We start from the raw sequence: 19150 nt of genomic DNA on the forward strand, positions 1-19150 counted from the left end.
TTATCCTTCAGCTACTTTGACAGCTTCTGGCGTTACCTCGTGTTGCGGTAACGCAGCCTGGCATAGGCCGACGAGTTCTCCGCCGATACCTAGCTGCCCACGTCCAGGAGGCTGGGCCGCTGGTTTGATGCCAAACATCGTGCCTTCATCACGGGTAGAGTCCATGACAAAGACTTCCGGTTGGGTATCACGTAGTTGTGAGAGAAATTGTCCAAAGAGCGCGCGGCCAATTCCTCCAGCTTTTCGTGCCACAACTACATGCAAACCGATATCGCGAGCATGCGGTAATAACTCGACGAGTGGTGCAAGTGCCATATCGCTAATCAACTCGAGATCATCGATCACCACGTAGATATCTGGTCCCGACCACCAGCTGCGTGCCGCTAGTTGCGCTGGAGTAATCTCTGGGCCGGGCAAACGGGCTTTTAGCGTGGTCGCGCAGTCACGCAAGGCTTTCTCCGTTGCGGCTGAGGTTGCTGAATAAGCGGCAAGCATCGCCTCGTCAATGGTGCCGAGGTGGCTGCGGCGTTCATCGATGAGCACAATGCGTGCTTCTTCCCGTGGCTTGGCGGCAATGCCCTGCAATAATGTTGCAATCACTGAAGATTTGCCCACCCCCGAGGTGCCAATTACTACAAAGTTGCGGCGGGTATCCCAGGCTTGAACATCCAAGTCGCGTCCTCCTACAGCCCACAGGATTCCATCCCCGCTACTTGTGTTGGAATCAACTTCTGGGGATAGAAGGTCGCTGACACTAAGCTGTTCGGGCAGCATCTTCAATCGTGGCACCGGGTGGATACCTGACCATGTAGATTCGATGTGAGCGATATCTTGATTTGACGTGCGCGCACATAAAAAGAACTCACCAGCAGGGGTAATTCCACGTCCCGGCGCGCTGGGGAGGCCTTGTTGCTTCTTGCGGTCAAACAGCGAGTCCATCGGCTCGCCGAGTTTAAGCTCTAACCGCTCCGAGATGAGATCGCGGATGGCAGGGCGCATGGTTGTCCAGCGTGGCGTGGAGATAATCACGTGCACCCGGGCAGATGGCCCATCGGCGGCAATCTTGGTAATAGCTTCCGCTATATCTTCAAAATCCGCGCCCGCGGTACCAATGGCATGCCAGCCATCAACCACCAGAAAAGTGTGGCGCGATTCCGGGGCGTTAATAAAGCCCGTAACTTCATCGACGATGCGCCGGACTTTCTCCGCATCATGGCGTCCTGCAACCCCGGCTACGTGCGGTAAACGCTGCAAAGCACTTAATGCCCCGCCACCTAAGTCAATGACATAAAAGCGTAAGAAGTCGGGTGAATAGGCCGCTGCAAGCGATGCAACGATGGTGCGCATGGCAGTAGATTTTCCTGCCTGGGTGCCGCCGCATAACGCCAAATGGCCGGAAGTTAAATCCACCATGAGCAAGTCTTGGCGTTGATGATAGGGCCGGTCAATAATGCCAATGGGTGCGTGGATACGTGAGTCGCGACTACGCGACGCGCTACTATGCGATGCGCTGTTAAGTGCATCGCGGTTCGGGTGGAAATCGGCCGCGACGGCGGAGAGTTCAATTGCTGGTGGCAATGGTGGTAACCAGATTTGATGCGCGGATTGCCCGCGCGCTATGGCTTCAGCACGGGTGGCATCCACAACTTCAGCTAGCAATGTCGTGGAATTATCCACGTAAGTATCTTCAGTGTGGCCTGGGGAAATATCTTCTTCCCAGCCAGTAAATTCCACGATTCCGCGATGCGCGTCAGTGTTCGTGGAAGTACTCGTACTGCGCCGGGTGATTCCGCCGGACACGTAAAAGGCCTGGAATCGCGCGATCGCATCGGCATCGGTTTTTAAGTATCCCGCGCCGGGTTCGCTCGGCAGATGATATGCATCAGGAACTCCTAAGACCTGGCGGGATTCGGCGGCGGAGAAAGTCTTTAAACCCAACCGGTATGACAAGTGAGAATCCAGCCCACGCAACCGGCCTTCTTCCAGACGTTGGGAAGCAAGCAACAGGTGAACATGTAAGGAGCGACCTAAGCGTCCGACGGCGACGAAGAGCTCGGCGAAGTCAGGATGCTGCATCAGCAATTCCGAAAACTCATCCACCACAATCACAAGGGCAGGAAGTGGCGCTAAATCCGTACGGCCTTGATCACGTGCGGCGGTGTATTCGCTAACGTTGGCAAAATTTCCAGCTTCACGCAGGATTTCTTGCCGCCGATTCATCTCCCCCGAAATTGCGTCATACATGCGCTCTACCAGTGCGGCTTCATCTTCTAAGTTGGTAATCACCGCTGCGGTGTGCGGAAGATGGTCGCATCCGAGGAAGGTGGCACCGCCTTTGAAATCAACGAGTACGTAATTCAATTCCTCTGGTGAATGCGTTGCTGCAAGAGCCAAAACAATGGTGCGCAAGGTTTCGGATTTACCACTGCCGGTAGCTCCAATACATAGCCCATGCGGGCCCATGCCACCTTGCGCGGATTCCTTCAAATCAATCATCACTGGAGTTTGTGCCGGCGAAAGGCCGATCGGCACGGCGAGACGGGCGGAGCCGGCTCGCCCTGGCCACAGCGCATTACCCGACATCTCAGAGACATCAGCAAAGCCCAGCAGGCTGAGGAAATCCACGCGCGTATCAGCGGCAGTCGTCTCAGGGCGTGTGCACTCAGCCATTGCGCGGGCACAGGTCAGCGCGGTTTTCGCGTTCACCTTGTCCGGGATACCGAGATCTTCATCGCCGGTGGCGGTAACCACGCGCAAGGCTTCATCGACAAGTAAGAAAAGCCCTTCCTGCTCGGCGCGAATCCCTAAAGCAGTCGTGCGCCGAGAAGCGATATCGATGATGCAATCTATGCTGGCATCGTCGATGAAAGGCTCAATTCCGGTGGTCGGGGTGTCATCGACAAGCAAGCATGTAAACTGCGCTGCTTCTGGGCGCCGCGTGTGCGGTAGCCACTTGAGCCAATCCCACCCCTGCCCGATCACGCGAAAGCCCACCGTTTCCGGGCCATGGAATGTGGCTAATTGCAACACCATCGCGCGTGCGACCTCACGCGCTCCCTCGCCGGCTAGGCCGAGAAAGCGAAAAGCCTGCAGCTGCAACGCAACCGGCATATCTGCCACCGTGCTCACCGCTGCTAAAGTATGCCGCAAACTCACCGCACACACCGGGTCAAGGTCTTCGGCAGCACCGGATTCTGCCACGTTAATCGGCGTGGCCAGCGCCGCCGGCCCCAAGCCCACTCGTACTTCAAATGCATCTTCATCGCCGCCTGCGCGCTCCCACATCCTGGTGGACTTCACCATCGCCTGCAGGTCTCCCGGCGCGGGGTGGCGATGCAGTCCGTGGCGCCGTTGGGCCTGCGCATTGTCTAGGGCCTCAGTGCGCAACGATGCTAAATGCCGCAGGTAAGTGCGCCGGGATTCATCCGGATCATTACCACTTTGGGGATTAAACATCATCGCCATACTGGCTAGCATCATCACCGGAAACATCAGCATCAGCGGGTTGGGTGGCCCTTGTGAGGAAAGCACCATCATCGCCACCATGCCCAGCATCGCCACGACCATCACCAGCGGCATAAGGATGCGCACTAAAGGCAGCGGTTGGCTGCGCGTAGCTTGCGGGACAGCTTCTGCATCTAAGCTGCCCGTGGGCAACGGCGGCGCAGGATCGCGCAACGCAAATGACACCGGTTCAATGACCGCCATTTAAATTCCCCCTCTTCCCCCGAAGAAGCATGCGCCCACCCAGTCGGTGTGGACACGCCCCCACTAGTAAGCCACAATAGAGGCGGTTGGGCAAGGTGGGGAGCCTGCAACTTTCATATTCATTTCGGGGGAAATAGTGAATTTTTCACAAAGTGTGCGCGTTACTGTGCGCTGTCATGTCGGTGAATTCCGCAAAGAAGCCGATCTGGCTTTGCCGGTGTCATCGTCTTTTAATGAACTGCTCGCGGAGGTCACAGACTTTATCGGGGCGCCATCGGTGACTAAGCCGTGGCGGGCTACAACGGCAGGCGGAAGACCTGTGGATCAATCGGCACCGCTGTTTGCTACCCAGCTTGTCGATGGCTCCGTGGTGCTCCTGTCTCCTGCCGAGGACACCCCGGCACCCGTGATTCGAGACTCGGCGGAGGCGCTCGTGGATTCAGCCACAGCAGATGCACCACGCGGAATTGTGCTGTTGTGGACGGTTGTAGCGCTAATTGCAACTGGTGCAGTCGGAGGATTTTTAAGCGGGCAATCGCTTGCGCTGGCATTGGCGATGGCCGCGCTCATAGTTGCGATCGGCGCGGCGGTGTTAGCGGTGTGGAAGCGGCGGCTGCCTTTAGGATGGCTGATTATTTCTTCGGCCGCGATTGCTGCGGGTGCAGCAATTACAGGTAACTTTGCGGCAGGCTGGACCATACAGTCTGCGCGCGAGTTGAGCTTTGGCTTCTACGCAGCCGCGCTGATGTGCGCGATAGTGGCTCTGGGGTGTCATGTAATAGGCATTGCGCATGCGCGCACCACCAGTGCGGCAGGAGTCATCGCGGTGTTGTTGTTGCTTGCAGGGCTTAGTGCCCCGCACAGCGACGGCGCAGTTATTGCTGCGGCGATTGCTGTCCTTGCCAGCGCGCCGGGACTGTCAACGATGTTTGCCGGGCTACGGGTCCCCCAGTTGCCCACGGCCGGGCAAGATTTAGCGGTCTCAGATGAGCTTGTCGATGACGTTGATAAACGTTCTGCTCAAGCTCATTTTATTTATGAAGGCATGTGTTTAGGCGTCTCCGCCGCTACCATTATCGCTGTGGGATATCTTGCGCTCACCAGCGCTAATACCCCGATTATTAGTACTTTATTGTGCTTGACGCTGTGCGCTGCAGTTGTCCTGCATGCTGGCAGGCATCGACACCTCATGGTGCAGTGGTCGCTAACGGTGCTGGCTGCGTGCTCTGCCTTGTCTGCGCCCGTGGTTGTTGCAGTCGCAGATTATTACGGGCAGGTCCATCCCCTACTGTGGATTGCCGCGTGCCTTCCCCTTGTTGCAGCGCTTGTATCGCCGTGGTGGGCGCCGCGGATTTCACAAGCTTCACCGACTATGGTCCAGTGGTGCGAGAGACTTGAGGCAGCAGCTTTGGTGCTGTGTCTGCCGATGGCCGCGCACGTGGCCGGATTATTCGACTTCATCCGGGGGCTGGGCTAATGCGCAAGGTAAAAATCGCACTGGCAGCCATCGTGGGCATAGTGGCCCTACCACATACCCCTGTCGTGCCATTCGCTCCTCTCGAGTCATTCGATGCCTTCGGGCCATTGGAACCGCTGTATCCAATGGCCCCCGTCGCGAAGGCACAAGATGTCCCCTGCGCTGTGCCTATCGGTTCTGCTGAGGGGCCGGGGTTTAGCCCGCAACAGCAGGATTATCGCTCGCGCCTGCATGCTTTGGCAACAGGACGCGGGGTCAAAGTCGCAATTATTGATACGGGGGCTTTCGGGCATGAACAATTTCCGCGGCTTGAGCCTGGGGAGGACTTAGTCACACCAGATAATGCTGAGCCTTTGAATGACTGCGATATCCACGGCACCGTGGTTGCCAGTGTTATCGGCGCCCGCGATATGGGCATTGCTCCCGATGCGACCCTATTATCTATCCGGCAATCCTCCCAGCACTATCGCAATTCCCCGGACTCGGAAAGCGCAGGTTCTTTAGCAACGATGGCTGAGGCGGTGCACTCTGCTATCGATAATGAAGCAGATGTCATTAGTTTGTCTGTCGTGGCGTGCATCAGCAAAGAACGCGCCGCCACACTGGATTCGCACGGGCTATCCGAGGCTCTGGGCCGTGCCGAAGATGAAAACGTGGTGGTTCTAGCATCAGCGGGCAATATCGATGGCGAGTGTGAGCCTGGCATGGTGGTCTATCCTGCGGTCGAAGATACCGTCATTACGGTTGCTGCTTTATCCAGCGCATATGAATTAGCCGAATACTCCCTCCCTGTTGCACAAGGACAATGGGTTTCAGCACCGGGCACGGTTAATATTGCTGTGCATCCCAACGGCACAGGATGGATGCGTGGAGCAATCAAAAATGGCACCGAAGGTGGATTTAATGGCACAAGTTATGCCACGCCGACTGTCAGTGGCACCGTCGCACTACTTCTAGAACGCAATCCGCATTTAACCCCGACGGAGATTCGGGAGATTATCTACGCCTCCGCACAGTCAGCCCATCATGTTCACAATCCCCTCGCAGCACTAGAGTATCTGCCCGAAAGTATGCCCAAGGAGGTACGCACCGTAGCCTTATCCCCTGGAACCGCTGAGGAATCGCCGGCTCCGGCGCGTCTGAAAATGCTGATTGCAGCAACCGGTGTGGTGGTCTTTCTTGTGCTATTTATTACCGGAGTAATTAATAACTCGCGGCGACAGCGCTCTCACGTGTTAGCGGCGAAGCTTCCGGAAGTAAGCGCACAATCGGCCAAGCAGCCTCGTGAACGGCAACGCCCAAAGCATCGACGTGCTCGACATCGGGCAACTCGTGGCGCCGGCCAGTTTCTTCGATGATGTGCAGCCCAGATCCGGTATCGACCGCCACAGCTCCACCAGTCAGTCCGGTGAAATAGCGCGCCGGGCTATCGCCTGAAAGCTCCACTGCATTTTTCACCGGCGCCAGGGACACTGCAGAGCCTTCTGAGTCAGCGCATAGCCAGTCCTGGTCCTCATTGCTAGTGCCAGGTTGAACGCTATCCACGATGCTCGGCACGGTGGCAGGCAGTGCATCGATAGCTGGATGCGAGACCGTTTTAGATTCTGCCAGCTCAGCGTGCGTGACCGTACGGGTAGTGGCTCCCGCTGCAGCCATAATGGCGGCTTGGGTCGAGGTTACCGCGGCTATATCACTGCCAACTTCAGCCCACAGCTCGTCTCCCGCACGTAAGAGCTGGAAGTCAGGAATCTCTATTGGCGGTGCTTCCGTGAAAGCATTGAGAAACTCGGGTGGAACATCCACGGGATTGTCTAGTTTTAAAATACGACGGATAGTTCGACCATCGGCGCTATCGGCATCTGGCAGTAGTGCTCTGCCTTGAGTAGAAACCAGCCAGTCGCGGCCCTGGTGGCTGAAATATGCTGCTGCCGGTTGCGCTAAAGGTTGCAATTCATGACCGGCGCTCACGATGAGTTCGTGTCCGCGTTGTGGCAAATCACGGGTAGCACTGGTGATAAACGGTGGTTCGTCAAACCGTGGTTGGGCAAGGCACGCTGCCCACAAATGCGGTTGTGACGGCCCCAGCTGGTCTAACTGCGGTGGGGTGGACAGCGCAAGGGGCGCATCGACAATGCCCAACGGCGTACCCAAGGAGACATCATCCAGAGCCGTAGCACCGATCGTGACTGGCTCAGCAGCTTTCCCCAGAATCAAACGGGCAGATGCAAGATTCGCGACCGGATGCACTACATCATCCACGCGGACATAGAGCTGGCCTTGTTCGGAGCTCAAGAGTTCAGCTTGGCCAGGATCCGGGTCAGGGCGCAGCCACGCCAAAAGCCCTGAGCCTAATGCGATCAGCACAACCGCCACTACCCCGAAGATAAGCGCACGCCGCCGGCTTGCCAGCGGGTCGTGAATCATGCTGATATCGCCCAGAACTAGTGCGTGCTGCATTCGCCGCACTAGAAATTTGTGCCCTGATACCTGTGCTTTGGTAGTTGGCAAGATTTTAGACACAGCGAAACTCTCCCCCGAAATGCCAGTGCTGTATCTGCTAGCTTAGCCTTAAGTTAAATCTTTGGCAGCGCTTCTTTTATCGCGGGTTACAGCGGCCCGGGCAGCCAAATCAGCATCGTCTGGGTACTCAACACCCACGAGCGATAATCCCTTAGCTGCGGCAACCGGAATAGAGGATGACCGCGCGGTCTCCTCCAACATCGCCGCCACAAAGTCGATATCCCGTCGCCCCTCGCCTACTGCTAAGCAGCAGCCGACAAGCGAGCGCACCATCGACCAGCAAAAAGCATCGGCGGAGACATGTGCCTCATACAGGTTCGGCTCGGTCGGCGTCGAAGCGTCGACCCAATAAAATTCCTGCAGGTCACGAATGGTGGTCGCATTGGGCTTGGCCTTGCAAAAGGCCGCGAAATCGTGCAGGCCCACCAGGGCCGTAGCAGCATCCTGCATCGCGTGAATGTCAACTGGCTTTGTCCACATAGCCGTATCGCGAGCGCGCGTTGGCAAAGCTCCCGCTGGGTCTGTGGTGATGCGATACAGGTAATGCCGACGCAGCGCCGAGAACCTGGCATCAAAACCTGCCGGCGCAAAGCTGACATTCTGGACGCGGATATCGGCATCGACAAGCTTGGCTAGACGACGCACCAACTTCGCTGGATCGCCATCGATGCTGCGTTGGTTCAGGCACTCACGCGGGACATCTGCGTGCGCGACCTGAGCCGCGGCATGCACGCCGGCGTCAGTACGTCCTGCGACGGTCAGTTCGATGGGGTGACGCAGAATCATCGACAAGCTGCGCTCCAGGACCCCTTGCACCGTGCGCAAGTCTCCTTTTTGCCTTGCCCACCCATGAAAATCGGTGCCGTCGTAGGCGATATCGAAACGCAGCCGGACAAGGTCGCTAGAGTCAGTCATAGCCCCCGATCCTACCCCCGCATGAGGGCGATTGAAAAACTCCGTCGCCGCCACGTTTGCGGTGGACAATGCCTAAAGAGTCAGCAAACTCCTCAAATATTGGTGATTTGTCATCGAATTTAACAGCAGACGCGAGCGTAACCATGCTGCGATATGGCTTGCGGGCCTGCCTCTGGCCTCACAACAGTCACTTAGTTTATGATGTGCCACTTTACTCACACAAGGACTTTAAAGTCCGGAAGGAAATACTCGAATGAAGAAGTTCAAGAAGTTCACCGCTGTTGCTGGCGCTGCTGCGATTATGACCGCTGGCGCTTTGACCGCTCCCGTAGCTGGCGCTGCAGAGGACCTAGAGGGCACCTCCTCCGACATCAAGGCAAGCATTGAGGGTCTCTCCTCTGACGACAGCATCTTCTCTGGCTCCTCCAACGGCGACGAGAACACCACGGATGACAAGAAGTCCAGCTCTGAAGAGGGCAACAACGAGCTCGCCAGCTCCGATAAGACCGAAAGTGACAAGGACAAGGGTTCTTCCGAGAACGAGCAGGCCATCCTGGGCGTAGGCATCATCGCCACTATCATCGCTGGCATTGCTAACTTCTGGCCACAGATCCAGAAGTTCCTGCCTTAATTGAACTTTCCGCGCTGGCTGCATAAGCGGCCAAGCGCATGAAAAAGGGCCGTGTACTAAACCTAAGTGGTTTTAGTACACGGCCCTTTGAAGCTTTATAAAGCTAGAGAATTACTTCTCTTCTTCCTTAGCCTCTTCTGCTGGAGTTTCCTCTGCAGCGGTCTCCTCTACTGGAGCTTCCTCTACAGCGGTCTCTTCAACAGCTTCTTCTTCAGCCTTCTTGGAAGCAGCTGCGCGGGTTGCGCGGGATGCCTCTGCAGAAACGGTCTCCTCGAGAACCAGGGAAATCTGGGACATTGGAGCGTTGTCGCCGGAACGGTTGTCCAGCTTAACGGTGCGGGTGTAGCCACCTGCACGGTTTTCAAACTGTGGCGCCAAGTCGTCGAAGAGGTGTGCAACTACATCCTTGTGTGGAATGAGCTTCAGCACTGCACGACGGTCAGCCAGGGTTCCACCCTTAGCCTTGGTGATGATCTTTTCAGCGTATGGACGAAGGATCTTCGCCTTCGCATCGGTGGTCTTGATTGCGCCGTGCTCGAACAAGCTAGCAGCCAAGTTGCTCAGCAGGTGAGCCTGCTGCTTAGCGGAGCCGCCGAGACGGGCACCCTTCTTAGGGGTAGGCATTTAAGTACTCCTCGTGTGCGGATTAGGTAGAGCGCGCGACCGAGTATTTTCTCGGTCTAGCACAATTGCTATTTACTCGGATTCAGCCGGATCCTTGAAGTCACCGGTTTCAGCGTCGTAGCCTTCCAGCTGGGTTGGATCGAAGTCCTCAGGGGTGTCCTTGAGAGCCAGATTCAGGTTAGCCAGCTTAATCTTCACTTCGTTGATGGACTTCTGTCCAAAGTTGCGGATATCCAGCAGGTCCGATTCGGTGCACTCTGCGAGCTCACCAACGGTGTGGATTTCCTGACGCTTTAGGCAGTTGTACGAACGTACGGAGAAGTTCAGATCCTCAATTGGCATGCTGTAAGCCGCGATGTACTCGGACTCCTGTGGGGATGGTCCGATCTCGATGCCTTCAGCAGCAGTGTTCAGCTCGCGAGCCAGGCCGAAGAGTTCGACCAGGGTGCCACCGGCAGAAGCCAGAGCGTCACGAGCAGAAATTGAGTTCTTGGTTTCCACGTCGATGATCAGCTTGTCAAAGTCGGTGCGCTGCTCAACACGAGTAGCTTCGACCTTGTAAGAGACCTTCAGCACTGGAGAGTAAATCTGGTCGATCGGAATGCGTCCGATGTCACCAGAAGTTGGTGCTGCAGGAACGTAGCCACGGCCACGCTCAACGACGAGTTCCATGTCCAGCTTCGCAGTGTCATTCAGAGTTGCGATGTGCAGGTCTGGGTTGTGGATTTCCACACCAGCTGGCGGCTGAATGTCGCCAGCCGTGACTGCGCCAGGGCCTTCCTTGCTCAGGTACATAACTACTGGCTCGTCAGAGTCAGAAGAAAGCACCAGGCTCTTTACATTCAAGATGATTTCGGAAACGTCTTCCTTCACACCATTGACGGTGGTGAACTCGTGGAGAACACCTTCGATCTTGATGGAAGTTACTGCTGCACCAGGGATGGAAGACAGCAGGGTCCGACGCATGGAGTTACCGATGGTGTAGCCGAAGCCTGGCTCCAGTGGTTCGAAGACGAACCGAGAGCGGGAGGAATCGATGAACTCCTCGGTAACCTGTGGGCGCTGTGAAATAAGCATGGAACTTCTCCTTGTCGACGACCGCTATTTGACGCCGGTAGAGGGTGAAAATTATGGAAGGAATCCGATTGATTCCTGTGCAAACCGCACTGTGCCGAGATTGACACCGTACGGTTAAACAGTTTACTTCGAGTAAAGCTCGACGATGAGCTGCTCCTGCAGCGGCACGTCGATCTGAGCGCGCTCGGGCAGCTGGTGCACGAGGATGCGCAGGGATTCAGGAACAACCTGCAGCCAAGCTGGTACAACAGCTTCGCCGAGACGATCCTGAGCCTCTTCGAACCATTCCATCTTCTGGGAACGCTCGCGGATATCGATGATGTCGTACTGCGATACGCGGTAAGAAGGAACATTGGTCTTCTTGCCGTTCACGGTGAAGTGACCGTGGGAGACAAGCTGACGTGCCTGACGACGGGTACGTGCCAGACCTGCGCGGTAGACGACGTTGTCAAGACGGGTTTCCAGCAGGACAACCAAGTTGTCGCCGGTCTTACCTGGCTGACGGTTTGCCTCTACGTAGTAGCGACGGAACTGACGCTCAAGCACACCGTAGGTGTACTTTGCCTTCTGCTTCTCCTGGAGCTGCAGCAGGTACTCAGATTCCTTGATGCGGTTTCGGCCAGCCTGTCCCGGTGGGTATGGGCGGCGTTCGAAAGCCATGTCGCCGCCGACCAAGTCGACGCGAAGACGGCGGGATACACGAGTAGCGGGGCCGGTATAACGAGCCATAGTTTAGTTTCTCTTCCTTCCCTTAAACGTGGCGACGCTTCGGTGGTCGGCAGCCATTGTGTGGCTGAGGAGTTACGTCAGAGATGGACGAAACTTCCAAGCCGGCGGCCTGTAGTGAGCGGATTGCGGTTTCGCGGCCCGAACCTGGGCCTTTAACGAATACGTCAACCTTCTTCATGCCGTGCTCCATCGCCTTGCGTGCTGCAGACTCTGCTGCCATCTGCGCTGCGAATGGGGTGGACTTACGGGATCCCTTGAAACCAACCTGTCCGGAAGAGGACCAAGAGATAACAGCACCGGATGGGTCCGTGATGGACACGATGGTGTTGTTGAAGTTTGACTTAATGTAAGCGTGGCCCTGGGCCACGTTCTTCTTGACTACACGACGGCCGGAACGGCGCGACGTGGACTGAGTCTTCTGAGCCATTTATTACTTCTTCTTTCCTGCGATCGTCTTCTTAGGACCCTTACGCGTACGCGCATTGGTCTTGGTACGCTGACCACGGACTGGCAGGCCACGACGGTGGCGCAGACCCTGGTAGCAACCGATTTCAATCTTGCGACGAATGTCAGCCTGAACCTGACGGCGGAGGTCACCCTCTACCTTCCAGGAAGCTTCAATTGCGTCACGCAGTGCCGACAACTGGTCATCATCCAGGTTATCGGTACGCAGGTCAGGAGAAATGCCGGTCTTTTCCAGCAGCTCCTTGGAACGGCTTGGGCCGATTCCGTAAATGTAAGTGAGCGCGATCTCCATGCGCTTGTTGCGTGGAAGATCAACACCAGCTAGACGTGCCATGTGGCTTGTCCTTTCGGGTTGTTACGGTGGTTTTCTCCTTAACCGCCCCGCACCATGTCACACTTCGCCCGGTCCGACCGGGTCTATGGGCGACATTGTGGTGCAGGCTCTGGCCACCGTGGCCTGAGGTATGAATAGGGCGCCCGACCTTGCGGGCACCCCTGATTAAGGAGGCTTTCGGTTTTTACTTGTAGCGGTAGACGATGCGTCCGCGGGTCAGGTCATAAGGAGACAACTCCACCACTACGCGGTCCTCTGGGAGAATACGGATGTAGTGCTGACGCATCTTGCCGGAAATGTGAGCAAGAACCTTGTGCCCATTATCAAGCTCGACACGGAACATTGCGTTTGGCAGCGGCTCGACAATGCGACCCTCTACCTCAATTGCGCCTTCCTTAGCCATAACCTCTACTTTTCTGGCAGCCGTTTTAAGCCGGCTACCTGCATTTTTAAATGTCTACTACCTGATGCAGCCAACACGCGATTGCACGTGCGCATACACCATCGTCATAGCTTACGCGTTAAGCAGCGGTTTTCCAAATATGCAAATCTATCTTTCTCGCTGGTCACCAGCTCACAACATACACGGCCCGAGACTCGGGTTTCCTGCAGCATTAGATCCTCAAGCCGCGATTGTCACTCCGACAAAAGGATTACATTGGAATGATTAGAGATTGAAAAACAAATACGACAGGAGTTTCCTTGGCCACCATCCCAGAATCACCCTCATTAGAAGCACCGACCTCCAGACAGCGTGGATCAGTGGAGAAAGCCATCGACATTCTTGCTGTTTTTCAAGACCACCCTTCGGGCCTTGGCGTCAGCGAAGTTGCACGATTGACCAATCTTCCCAAAACCACTTCGCATCGCCTACTCAACACTCTCGCCAGTAGAGGAGCATTGGAACGCAGCGGCGACATTTTTCGTCTGGGCCCGGTCATCTTCGACATTGTCTCTTCCACAGGAAGTTCGGTTCGAGCTAACCTCATTAGCGAAGTAGTCACTCCGTTCCTTGCTTCCCTATTTGAGCAGACGCGGCATACCGTTCACCTTGCATACCTTGAGGGCAAAGATGTTGCCTATGCCAATAAGCTTTTCTCAACGAAGCGACTCAACTCCCCTTCCCGCATTGGCGGTCGCGCGCCGTCTTTTTGCACCGGCGTTGGCAAGGTTCTCCTCGCCCATGACAGTGCGCGCGCTGAACTAGTTCTAAAAAGCGAACTCACAGCTTGGACACCCCATACAATTACCGATCCCGTAGCGCTACGAGCCGAACTTCTCGACATCCGCAGTGACGGCATCGCCTATGACCGGCAGGAAATCTCCCTCGGCCTATCCTGCGTCGCAGCTCCCGTTTTCGGCCTTGAGAACAGAGCAGTTGCCGCACTGTCTATTTCCTCACCATCAGAAACCTTTGCTCCAGACAAATTAATCCCGCCGCTCCAACGCGTCGCTGCGGCAGCTGGCCGTGCAGTCAGGGAACATCAGCAGGCCCAAGAAATGTCCTAAGTCCGGTGTTCCACCCTTCGGAACACCTTTTGCCTTTGATCGTCTCAGGGATTGAAATGAGCACATCACCAATTGTGATTGTCATTACTTTGAGTAACAAAGGAGCCTAAGATGACAGAAATGAAAAGTGGTAGTCGCGGTCCAACTGAGTCGTTCGCCTCTACTCAAACCACCACCACTGATACTCCAATTGTCCAAGAATCGTCTACTAAGCAACGCCGAAAAGTGCTCATTTCGAGTTTTCTGGGCTCGATGGTGGAATACTACGACTTCTTGCTCTACGGCGCTGCTGCCGGTTTGGTTTTCCCGCACCTGTTTTTCGACGACCAAATGAGCCCCTTCGTAGGGATGATTTTGTCGTACACCATCTTGTTTGCAGGCTACTTGGCACGTCCCGTAGGCGGCCTTATTTTTGGACACTTCGGGGATCGCTATGGCCGTAAGAACGTTTTGCTCATCACCCTGATCGGTATGGGCATCGTCTCCGTCGCAATTGGCTTATTGCCAACTTATGCCACGATTGGCGTCGCAGCTCCGGTTATTCTGGTTATTCTTCGCGTTATTCAGGGCATTGCCGTGGGTGGCGAGTGGGCTGGCGCAACACTCATGGCAGCTGAACATGCAAAGGCTCAATCACGAGGATTCGCAGCCTCGGTGGCTGTCTCCGGCGCTCCAGCCGGTGCAGTACTTTCCACACTCGTCCTGGCGATTTTCTCTGGGCTTCCCCAGGAGCAGTTCATGTCATGGGGCTGGCGTGTCCCATTTCTACTTTCTGCTCTCCTCGTAGTCATTGGCCTGTACATGCGTTACTCCCTGGCGGAATCACCTGAGTTCGAGGCTGTTCGTCAATCTGGACATATCAAGACCGGTGTTCCACTAAAGCGTATTTTCTCACGCTATCCAAAGCAGACCATCTTGTCATCCTTGGCGATTACTGCACCACTGTTTATGCAAGCACTAATGGCAGTGTTTATCGTGCCGTACGTTGTTAGCACTGGCGCCATGGAACAACAGCTGGCACTGATGCTTCTCACTTTCTCTGCTTTCGTGCACATCTTTGCAATTCCATTTTTCGCGTGGCTCTCAGATAGGTTCGGCCGCCGCCGCACAATGCTGTGTTCTGCAGCCTTGTCAATTGCACTCATTTTCCCAATGTTTGCAGCATTCAATTCTGGCAATACTTTCCTCATCGCATTGGGCTTCATCCTCGGTAACCCAATCATTCAGGCTTCTATGTACGGCCCTGTCGGAGCGTTCTTGGCTGATAAATACGCCCCACAAGATCGTTACACCGGGGTTTCAGTTTCTTACCAACTCGGCTCAGTTCTTGGCGCTGGACTTGCCCCGCTCATCTCAACAGCACTGGTTGAGCTCAACAACGGCTGGGGCTCGTCCAACATCGCGATCTACTTCGTTTTCCTCGCAGTCGTCGCAGCTGTTTCTGTCTGGTTCGTAGAGCGTAAAGAAAACAATATTGTGCTCACCAAAACCACTACCGAGCCTGCACCCGTATCTGCCAACAGCTAAATATCAACCACTAGAAAGGTCCCTCCATGACTTCCTCCGACTCCTTAAATTCCTTCGATACCGACGTTATTATCGCGGGCGCTGGCCCTACTGGCCTGGTGTTGGCAAATTTGCTCGGAATCAATGGGATTAACGTCATTTTGCTCGAGGCTCGTTCTGATCTCATCGACTATCCACGCGGCGTAGGAATCGACGATGAATCTTTCCGCACCGTGCAGGCTATGGATCTCATTGATGAAGTCGTCCCGTTTACCATTCCGCACCACATCATGCGGCTTGTCGACGGCCAAGGCGACGTCATCATGACCAACAACCCAAAGGGAGAGCCTTTCGGGTGGCCACGTAAATTTGGCTTCCTCCAGCCACTCGTTGACCGCGCCGTATTTGAAGGACTCGAGCGTTTCCCTAACGTCGATGTTCGTTTCGGCACGAAGTTGGTCGGTCTCGAACAAGATGATAATGGCGTAACCGCGACAATCGAAAAGGTCTCTGGAGAAGAAGGGGAGATCTCAAGCGGAGAAACGGACACTCTTCGAGCCCAATATTTCGTAGGCTGCGAAGGTGGACGTTCCTTCACCCGCAAATGGATGGGCGTGGAGTTTGAAGGCAAATCTCCATCGACACGCTGGGTGGTCATCGACTGCGACAACGACCCGCTAGGTTTCCCCAACGTCTACCTCGGTGCAGACCCGGCGCGGCCATATGTGTCCATCGGACTGCCCCACGGCGTTCGTCGCTTCGAGTTCATGCTGTTCGATGACGAACCAAGCGAGCGAGTTGAAGATGATGCATTCGTGGAAGATTTGTTGCACGAGCACCTGCCGCCAAATACACAACTCGACATCATCCGCCGCCGTGTCTTTACTCACCACGGCCGCATCGCCAAAGATTTCCGTAAGAAACGAGTACTTATCGCAGGTGATGCTGCACACTTGATGCCTGTGTGGATGGGGCAAGGTTTTAATTCCGGTTATCGCGACGCCACCAACCTAGCCTGGAAACTCAAAGCTGTGATCAATGGGCACGCATCAGACGCACTGCTGGATACCTATTCAACAGAGCGACGAGAGCACGCCAAGGCAATGATCGACCTATCTATGGCACTGGGAAATATCATCAAACCCACTGACCGCCGGATCACCTTCATTCGAGACCGTGCTGCGAAGGTAGCCAATTGCATCCCTAGTGTTCGTTCCTACTTCGAAGACATGCGTTTTAAGCCAATGCCTCGCTACAGCCAGGGCGCTGTCGTAGACCAAGAGACTCTTGAACCGGGTCATTCGCACCTCCGCAACAGCCGCAGTCGAATCCCGAAGCTGATTCCGTCGCGAAATGCTCTGCAAAAGAACTCTCCGGTGGGTTCGCAGTTCATCCAGCCAACAGTTGGCTTCGAAGGTAACGAAACCAAGCTTGACGATGTCCTCGGAAACGGATTTTCGATACTTTCTTGGGGAATTGACCCGGCGCGCCTCTTTACCGCTGATCAATTGCACCAATTTGATGAGCTCGGAGTCCAGCTGGTATGTGCAGTCTCCCCCACGCAAGTTTCATGGGCTCGTGAGCATTGCGACGAAGGCTCAGGTCCAGTTGCTTCCGCAGTCATCTCAGACATTGACGGCAGCTTGAAGAGCTGGTTTGACCAGTATTCGGTGGGCACAGTATTCGTCCGTCCTGACCGTTTCACCGCCGCAGTATGTCTAAACGGCGATGCCCAAAGAGCATGGAATTCACTGGTCACAGCTACCAGTCTCCAATACTCCACGGCCGATATTTCTATCTAAAACTTAGTGTTCTGCTCTACGGAACAACACGCGACACTGTGTGATTTGACTCTTAGACTGCCTTTAAAAGAGAAAGGAATAACATGCCAGCTGCATTGCTTGCTATGTCTCATAGCCCCTTACTTCACCGAAACCCACCTGCGGAAGAAGTACAAGCAGAGCTCGACCAAAAATTCGCTGAGATTAAGAAATTTGTCCACGACTACGACCCCGACCAAATCGTGGTCTTTTGGCCAGACCACTTCAATGGCTTCTTCTATGAGCTAATGCCGCCATTTTGTATTGGTTTTGAGGCCTTTGGTACCGGTGACTACGACAGCTTCGACAGTGACCTGAACGTAGATACTGCAACTGCAGAAGCTCTTGCGCAATATGTTCTTGAACAAGACGTCGACATCGCTATCTCCCGCAAGATGGAAGTCGACCACGGCGCCGTGCAGCCGCTTGAAATCGTCTACGACGGCAACCCCAACGTCAAGCCGCTCATTCCTATCTACACAAACGGAGTCGCCCGTCCCTTTACCCCGGTCTCTCGTGTACGCGCAATGGGAGCCGCCGTCGGCAGCTACTTCCGGAATTCCGATAAGAAGGTACTTTTCGTAGCCTCCGGTGGTCTCTCCCACGACCCACCGCTTCCTCGCTGGGATGACGCCACCCCTGAGCAGCGCGCAATGCTGTTGAACCGCGACTCCCGCACTCCGGAATCCCGCGCACTGCGTGAATCCCGCGTCATCGAGACCGGCAAGAAATTCGCACGCGGCGAAGCCGACATCATGGATATTGCGCCCGAATGGGACAAGCAGTTTATGGCCGACTGCAAATCAGGCGACCCAAGCCGCTTTGATTCCTACAACTACAAAGATATGGAAGCTGTTGCTGGGCACTCCAGCCACGAAGTGCGTACCTGGGTCGCAGCTTTTTCCGCGCTGCATGCCGTTAACCCCAACTACCAGGTTGACCTTGAGTACTACCGTCCGATTCCTGAGTTCATTGCCGGATTCGGCATCATGACCGCTCAGTAAATACCATCGACGAAAGCTAAAACATGTCATCTACTGTTGACCTCCACGATGAGGTCGCATCACAACTATTTGCCGCATATTCTTCGCGGGACTGCATAACGCCACCGCGTGAGAACATCGACAAGCTTGATCTTTCTGGCGCCTACCGCATTCAGCGATGGCAACAACAAGCATTCGAAGAACAAGGCCACAAGGTCATTGGCCACAAGATCGGGCTGACATCCCTAGCGATGCAGAAGCAGCTCGGTGTAGACAGCCCTGACTTCGGATTCTTTACCGATCATATGTTGCTGGACGCAAGCCAGCCCATTGCAACATCTAGCTTTATCGCTCCTAAAGTCGAGCCCGAACTCGCATTCCGGCTAAAGACCGACTTGCCGGCCGATGCCACCCTTGAGCAGGTACGCAGCGCGATCGACGAAGTCTACCTTGCTGTGGAAATCATTGACTCGCGAGTGGCTAACTGGGATATCCAATTAGTAGACACTGTTGCTGACAACGCCTCTTGTGGTGCCGTTGCGCTTGGAAGCGCCATCGACGTCGAACTAACTGAGCTTAATGCCATCGAAGCCACAATGCTTCTCAATGGCGAAACCGCAGGTTCAGGAACTGGCTCCGATGTCATGGGAGATCCCCTGCTGCCGTTACAGTGGCTGGCTCGCACTTTGGGCCACGAAGGCAGCGATATCAAAGCAGGTTCCATCGTCTTAACTGGCAGTTTCTGCGGAGCTATTTCGTTTGCTCCCGGAGACGAACTAGAAGTCGACTACGGAAAATACGGCTCGCTATCCCTTACTTTTAGCTGACCTTCTCTCCCTTCATCCCTATTAA

The 19150-nt window shown here is 55.2% G+C and carries 16 protein-coding genes and 1 pseudogene; 8 read left to right on the plus strand and 9 right to left on the minus strand.

Translation table 11 applies throughout. The features are described from left to right. Entirely contained in the window at positions 1-3708 is a 3708-nt protein-coding gene (gene eccCa / locus C5Y44_RS01800; protein WP_105323403.1) for a type VII secretion protein EccCa, read from the minus strand. 136 nt (positions 3709-3844) lie between these two features. On the opposite strand from eccCa, the gene eccD reads away from it, so the two are divergent. Both eccD and C5Y44_RS01810 read left to right on the plus strand, forming a co-directional pair. Continuing rightward, positions 3845-5185 (plus strand): type VII secretion integral membrane protein EccD, encoded by a 1341-nt coding sequence (gene eccD, locus C5Y44_RS01805; RefSeq protein ID WP_233189782.1) that lies wholly within the window; start codon positions 3845-3847, stop codon positions 5183-5185. After that, positions 5185-6543 (plus strand): S8 family serine peptidase, encoded by a 1359-nt coding sequence (locus tag C5Y44_RS01810; RefSeq protein WP_369831057.1) that lies wholly within the window; start codon positions 5185-5187, stop codon positions 6541-6543. Before eccD ends, C5Y44_RS01810 begins: the two co-directional genes overlap by 1 nt. Here the strand turns inward: C5Y44_RS01810 and eccB are convergent. Both eccB and truA read right to left on the minus strand, forming a co-directional pair. Beyond that, a pseudogene (gene eccB, locus C5Y44_RS01815) lies at positions 6482-7705 on the minus strand (type VII secretion protein EccB); the annotation flags it as partial. The gene C5Y44_RS01810 and the pseudogene eccB overlap by 62 nt on opposite strands. 48 nt (positions 7706-7753) lie before the next feature. Next, positions 7754-8620, minus strand: coding sequence for a tRNA pseudouridine(38-40) synthase TruA (gene truA / locus C5Y44_RS01820; protein ID WP_105323406.1), 867 nt, complete (start codon positions 8618-8620; stop codon positions 7754-7756). Positions 8621-8873: 253 nt separating this feature from the next. Between truA and C5Y44_RS01825 the strand changes: the two genes are divergently transcribed. Next, positions 8874-9251 (plus strand): hypothetical protein, encoded by a 378-nt coding sequence (locus C5Y44_RS01825; RefSeq protein WP_105323407.1) that lies wholly within the window; start codon positions 8874-8876, stop codon positions 9249-9251. Between the two features lie 111 nt (positions 9252-9362). Here C5Y44_RS01825 and rplQ read toward each other — a convergent pair whose 3' ends face one another. From rplQ to infA, 6 genes are all read right to left on the minus strand, one after another. Next, the gene (gene rplQ, locus C5Y44_RS01830) at positions 9363-9875 is read right to left on the minus strand and encodes a 50S ribosomal protein L17 (protein WP_105323408.1); all 513 of its coding nucleotides are present in this window, start codon (positions 9873-9875) and stop codon (positions 9363-9365) included. Positions 9876-9947: 72 nt separating this feature from the next. Next, positions 9948-10952, minus strand: a complete 1005-nt coding sequence (locus tag C5Y44_RS01835) for a DNA-directed RNA polymerase subunit alpha (RefSeq protein ID WP_075722367.1) — start codon at positions 10950-10952, stop codon at positions 9948-9950. Between the two features lie 123 nt (positions 10953-11075). After that, the gene (gene rpsD, locus C5Y44_RS01840) at positions 11076-11681 is read right to left on the minus strand and encodes a 30S ribosomal protein S4 (protein ID WP_075722366.1); all 606 of its coding nucleotides are present in this window, start codon (positions 11679-11681) and stop codon (positions 11076-11078) included. Positions 11682-11703: 22 nt separating this feature from the next. Beyond that, positions 11704-12108, minus strand: a complete 405-nt coding sequence (gene rpsK, locus C5Y44_RS01845; RefSeq protein WP_066792456.1) for a 30S ribosomal protein S11 — start codon at positions 12106-12108, stop codon at positions 11704-11706. A gap of 3 nt (positions 12109-12111) precedes the next feature. Continuing rightward, positions 12112-12480, minus strand: coding sequence for a 30S ribosomal protein S13 (gene rpsM, locus C5Y44_RS01850; RefSeq protein WP_066792455.1), 369 nt, complete (start codon positions 12478-12480; stop codon positions 12112-12114). Positions 12481-12664: 184 nt separating this feature from the next. Beyond that, positions 12665-12883: a translation initiation factor IF-1 gene (gene infA, locus C5Y44_RS01855; protein WP_003854422.1), complete on the minus strand. Its 219-nt coding sequence runs from the start codon at positions 12881-12883 to the stop codon at positions 12665-12667. Positions 12884-13242: 359 nt separating this feature from the next. On the opposite strand from infA, the gene C5Y44_RS01860 reads away from it, so the two are divergent. From C5Y44_RS01860 to C5Y44_RS01880, 5 genes are all read left to right on the plus strand, one after another. Then, on the plus strand, positions 13243-13989 hold the full coding sequence (locus C5Y44_RS01860) for an IclR family transcriptional regulator (RefSeq protein WP_233189784.1): 747 nt from the start codon (positions 13243-13245) through the stop codon (positions 13987-13989). A 111-nt stretch (positions 13990-14100) separates the two neighbouring features. Further along, positions 14101-15516: an MFS transporter gene (locus tag C5Y44_RS01865; RefSeq protein ID WP_233189785.1), complete on the plus strand. Its 1416-nt coding sequence runs from the start codon at positions 14101-14103 to the stop codon at positions 15514-15516. A gap of 26 nt (positions 15517-15542) precedes the next feature. Beyond that, positions 15543-17297 (plus strand): bifunctional 3-(3-hydroxy-phenyl)propionate/3-hydroxycinnamic acid hydroxylase, encoded by a 1755-nt coding sequence (locus C5Y44_RS01870; RefSeq protein ID WP_105323410.1) that lies wholly within the window; start codon positions 15543-15545, stop codon positions 17295-17297. A gap of 83 nt (positions 17298-17380) precedes the next feature. Beyond that, positions 17381-18319 carry a 3-carboxyethylcatechol 2,3-dioxygenase gene (locus C5Y44_RS01875; protein ID WP_066840259.1) on the plus strand — a complete coding sequence of 313 codons (939 nt, stop codon included), beginning with the start codon at positions 17381-17383 and terminating at the stop codon, positions 18317-18319. Positions 18320-18342: 23 nt separating this feature from the next. After that, a complete protein-coding gene (locus C5Y44_RS01880) occupies positions 18343-19125 on the plus strand; it encodes a 2-keto-4-pentenoate hydratase (protein ID WP_105323411.1) in 783 nt (260 codons plus the stop codon). Positions 19126-19150 lie beyond the last annotated feature (25 nt).

It is taken from the genome of Corynebacterium sp. J010B-136 (assembly GCF_002967075.1).
Lineage (GTDB): Bacteria > Actinomycetota > Actinomycetes > Mycobacteriales > Mycobacteriaceae > Corynebacterium.

Coding starts and splice junctions, on each gene's coding strand:
- eccCa (WP_105323403.1), bottom strand. CDS start 3,708: ATGGCGGTCATTGAACCGGTGTCATTTGCGTTGCGCGATCCTGCGCCG.
- C5Y44_RS01810 (WP_369831057.1), top strand. CDS start 5,185: ATGCGCAAGGTAAAAATCGCACTGGCAGCCATCGTGGGCATAGTGGCC.
- truA (WP_105323406.1), bottom strand. CDS start 8,620: ATGACTGACTCTAGCGACCTTGTCCGGCTGCGTTTCGATATCGCCTAC.
- C5Y44_RS01825 (WP_105323407.1), top strand. CDS start 8,874: ATGAAGAAGTTCAAGAAGTTCACCGCTGTTGCTGGCGCTGCTGCGATT.
- rplQ (WP_105323408.1), bottom strand. CDS start 9,875: ATGCCTACCCCTAAGAAGGGTGCCCGTCTCGGCGGCTCCGCTAAGCAG.
- C5Y44_RS01835 (WP_075722367.1), bottom strand. CDS start 10,952: ATGCTTATTTCACAGCGCCCACAGGTTACCGAGGAGTTCATCGATTCC.
- rpsD (WP_075722366.1), bottom strand. CDS start 11,681: ATGGCTCGTTATACCGGCCCCGCTACTCGTGTATCCCGCCGTCTTCGC.
- rpsK (WP_066792456.1), bottom strand. CDS start 12,108: ATGGCTCAGAAGACTCAGTCCACGTCGCGCCGTTCCGGCCGTCGTGTA.
- rpsM (WP_066792455.1), bottom strand. CDS start 12,480: ATGGCACGTCTAGCTGGTGTTGATCTTCCACGCAACAAGCGCATGGAG.
- infA (WP_003854422.1), bottom strand. CDS start 12,883: ATGGCTAAGGAAGGCGCAATTGAGGTAGAGGGTCGCATTGTCGAGCCG.
- C5Y44_RS01865 (WP_233189785.1), top strand. CDS start 14,101: ATGACAGAAATGAAAAGTGGTAGTCGCGGTCCAACTGAGTCGTTCGCC.
- C5Y44_RS01870 (WP_105323410.1), top strand. CDS start 15,543: ATGACTTCCTCCGACTCCTTAAATTCCTTCGATACCGACGTTATTATC.
- C5Y44_RS01875 (WP_066840259.1), top strand. CDS start 17,381: ATGCCAGCTGCATTGCTTGCTATGTCTCATAGCCCCTTACTTCACCGA.
- C5Y44_RS01880 (WP_105323411.1), top strand. CDS start 18,343: ATGTCATCTACTGTTGACCTCCACGATGAGGTCGCATCACAACTATTT.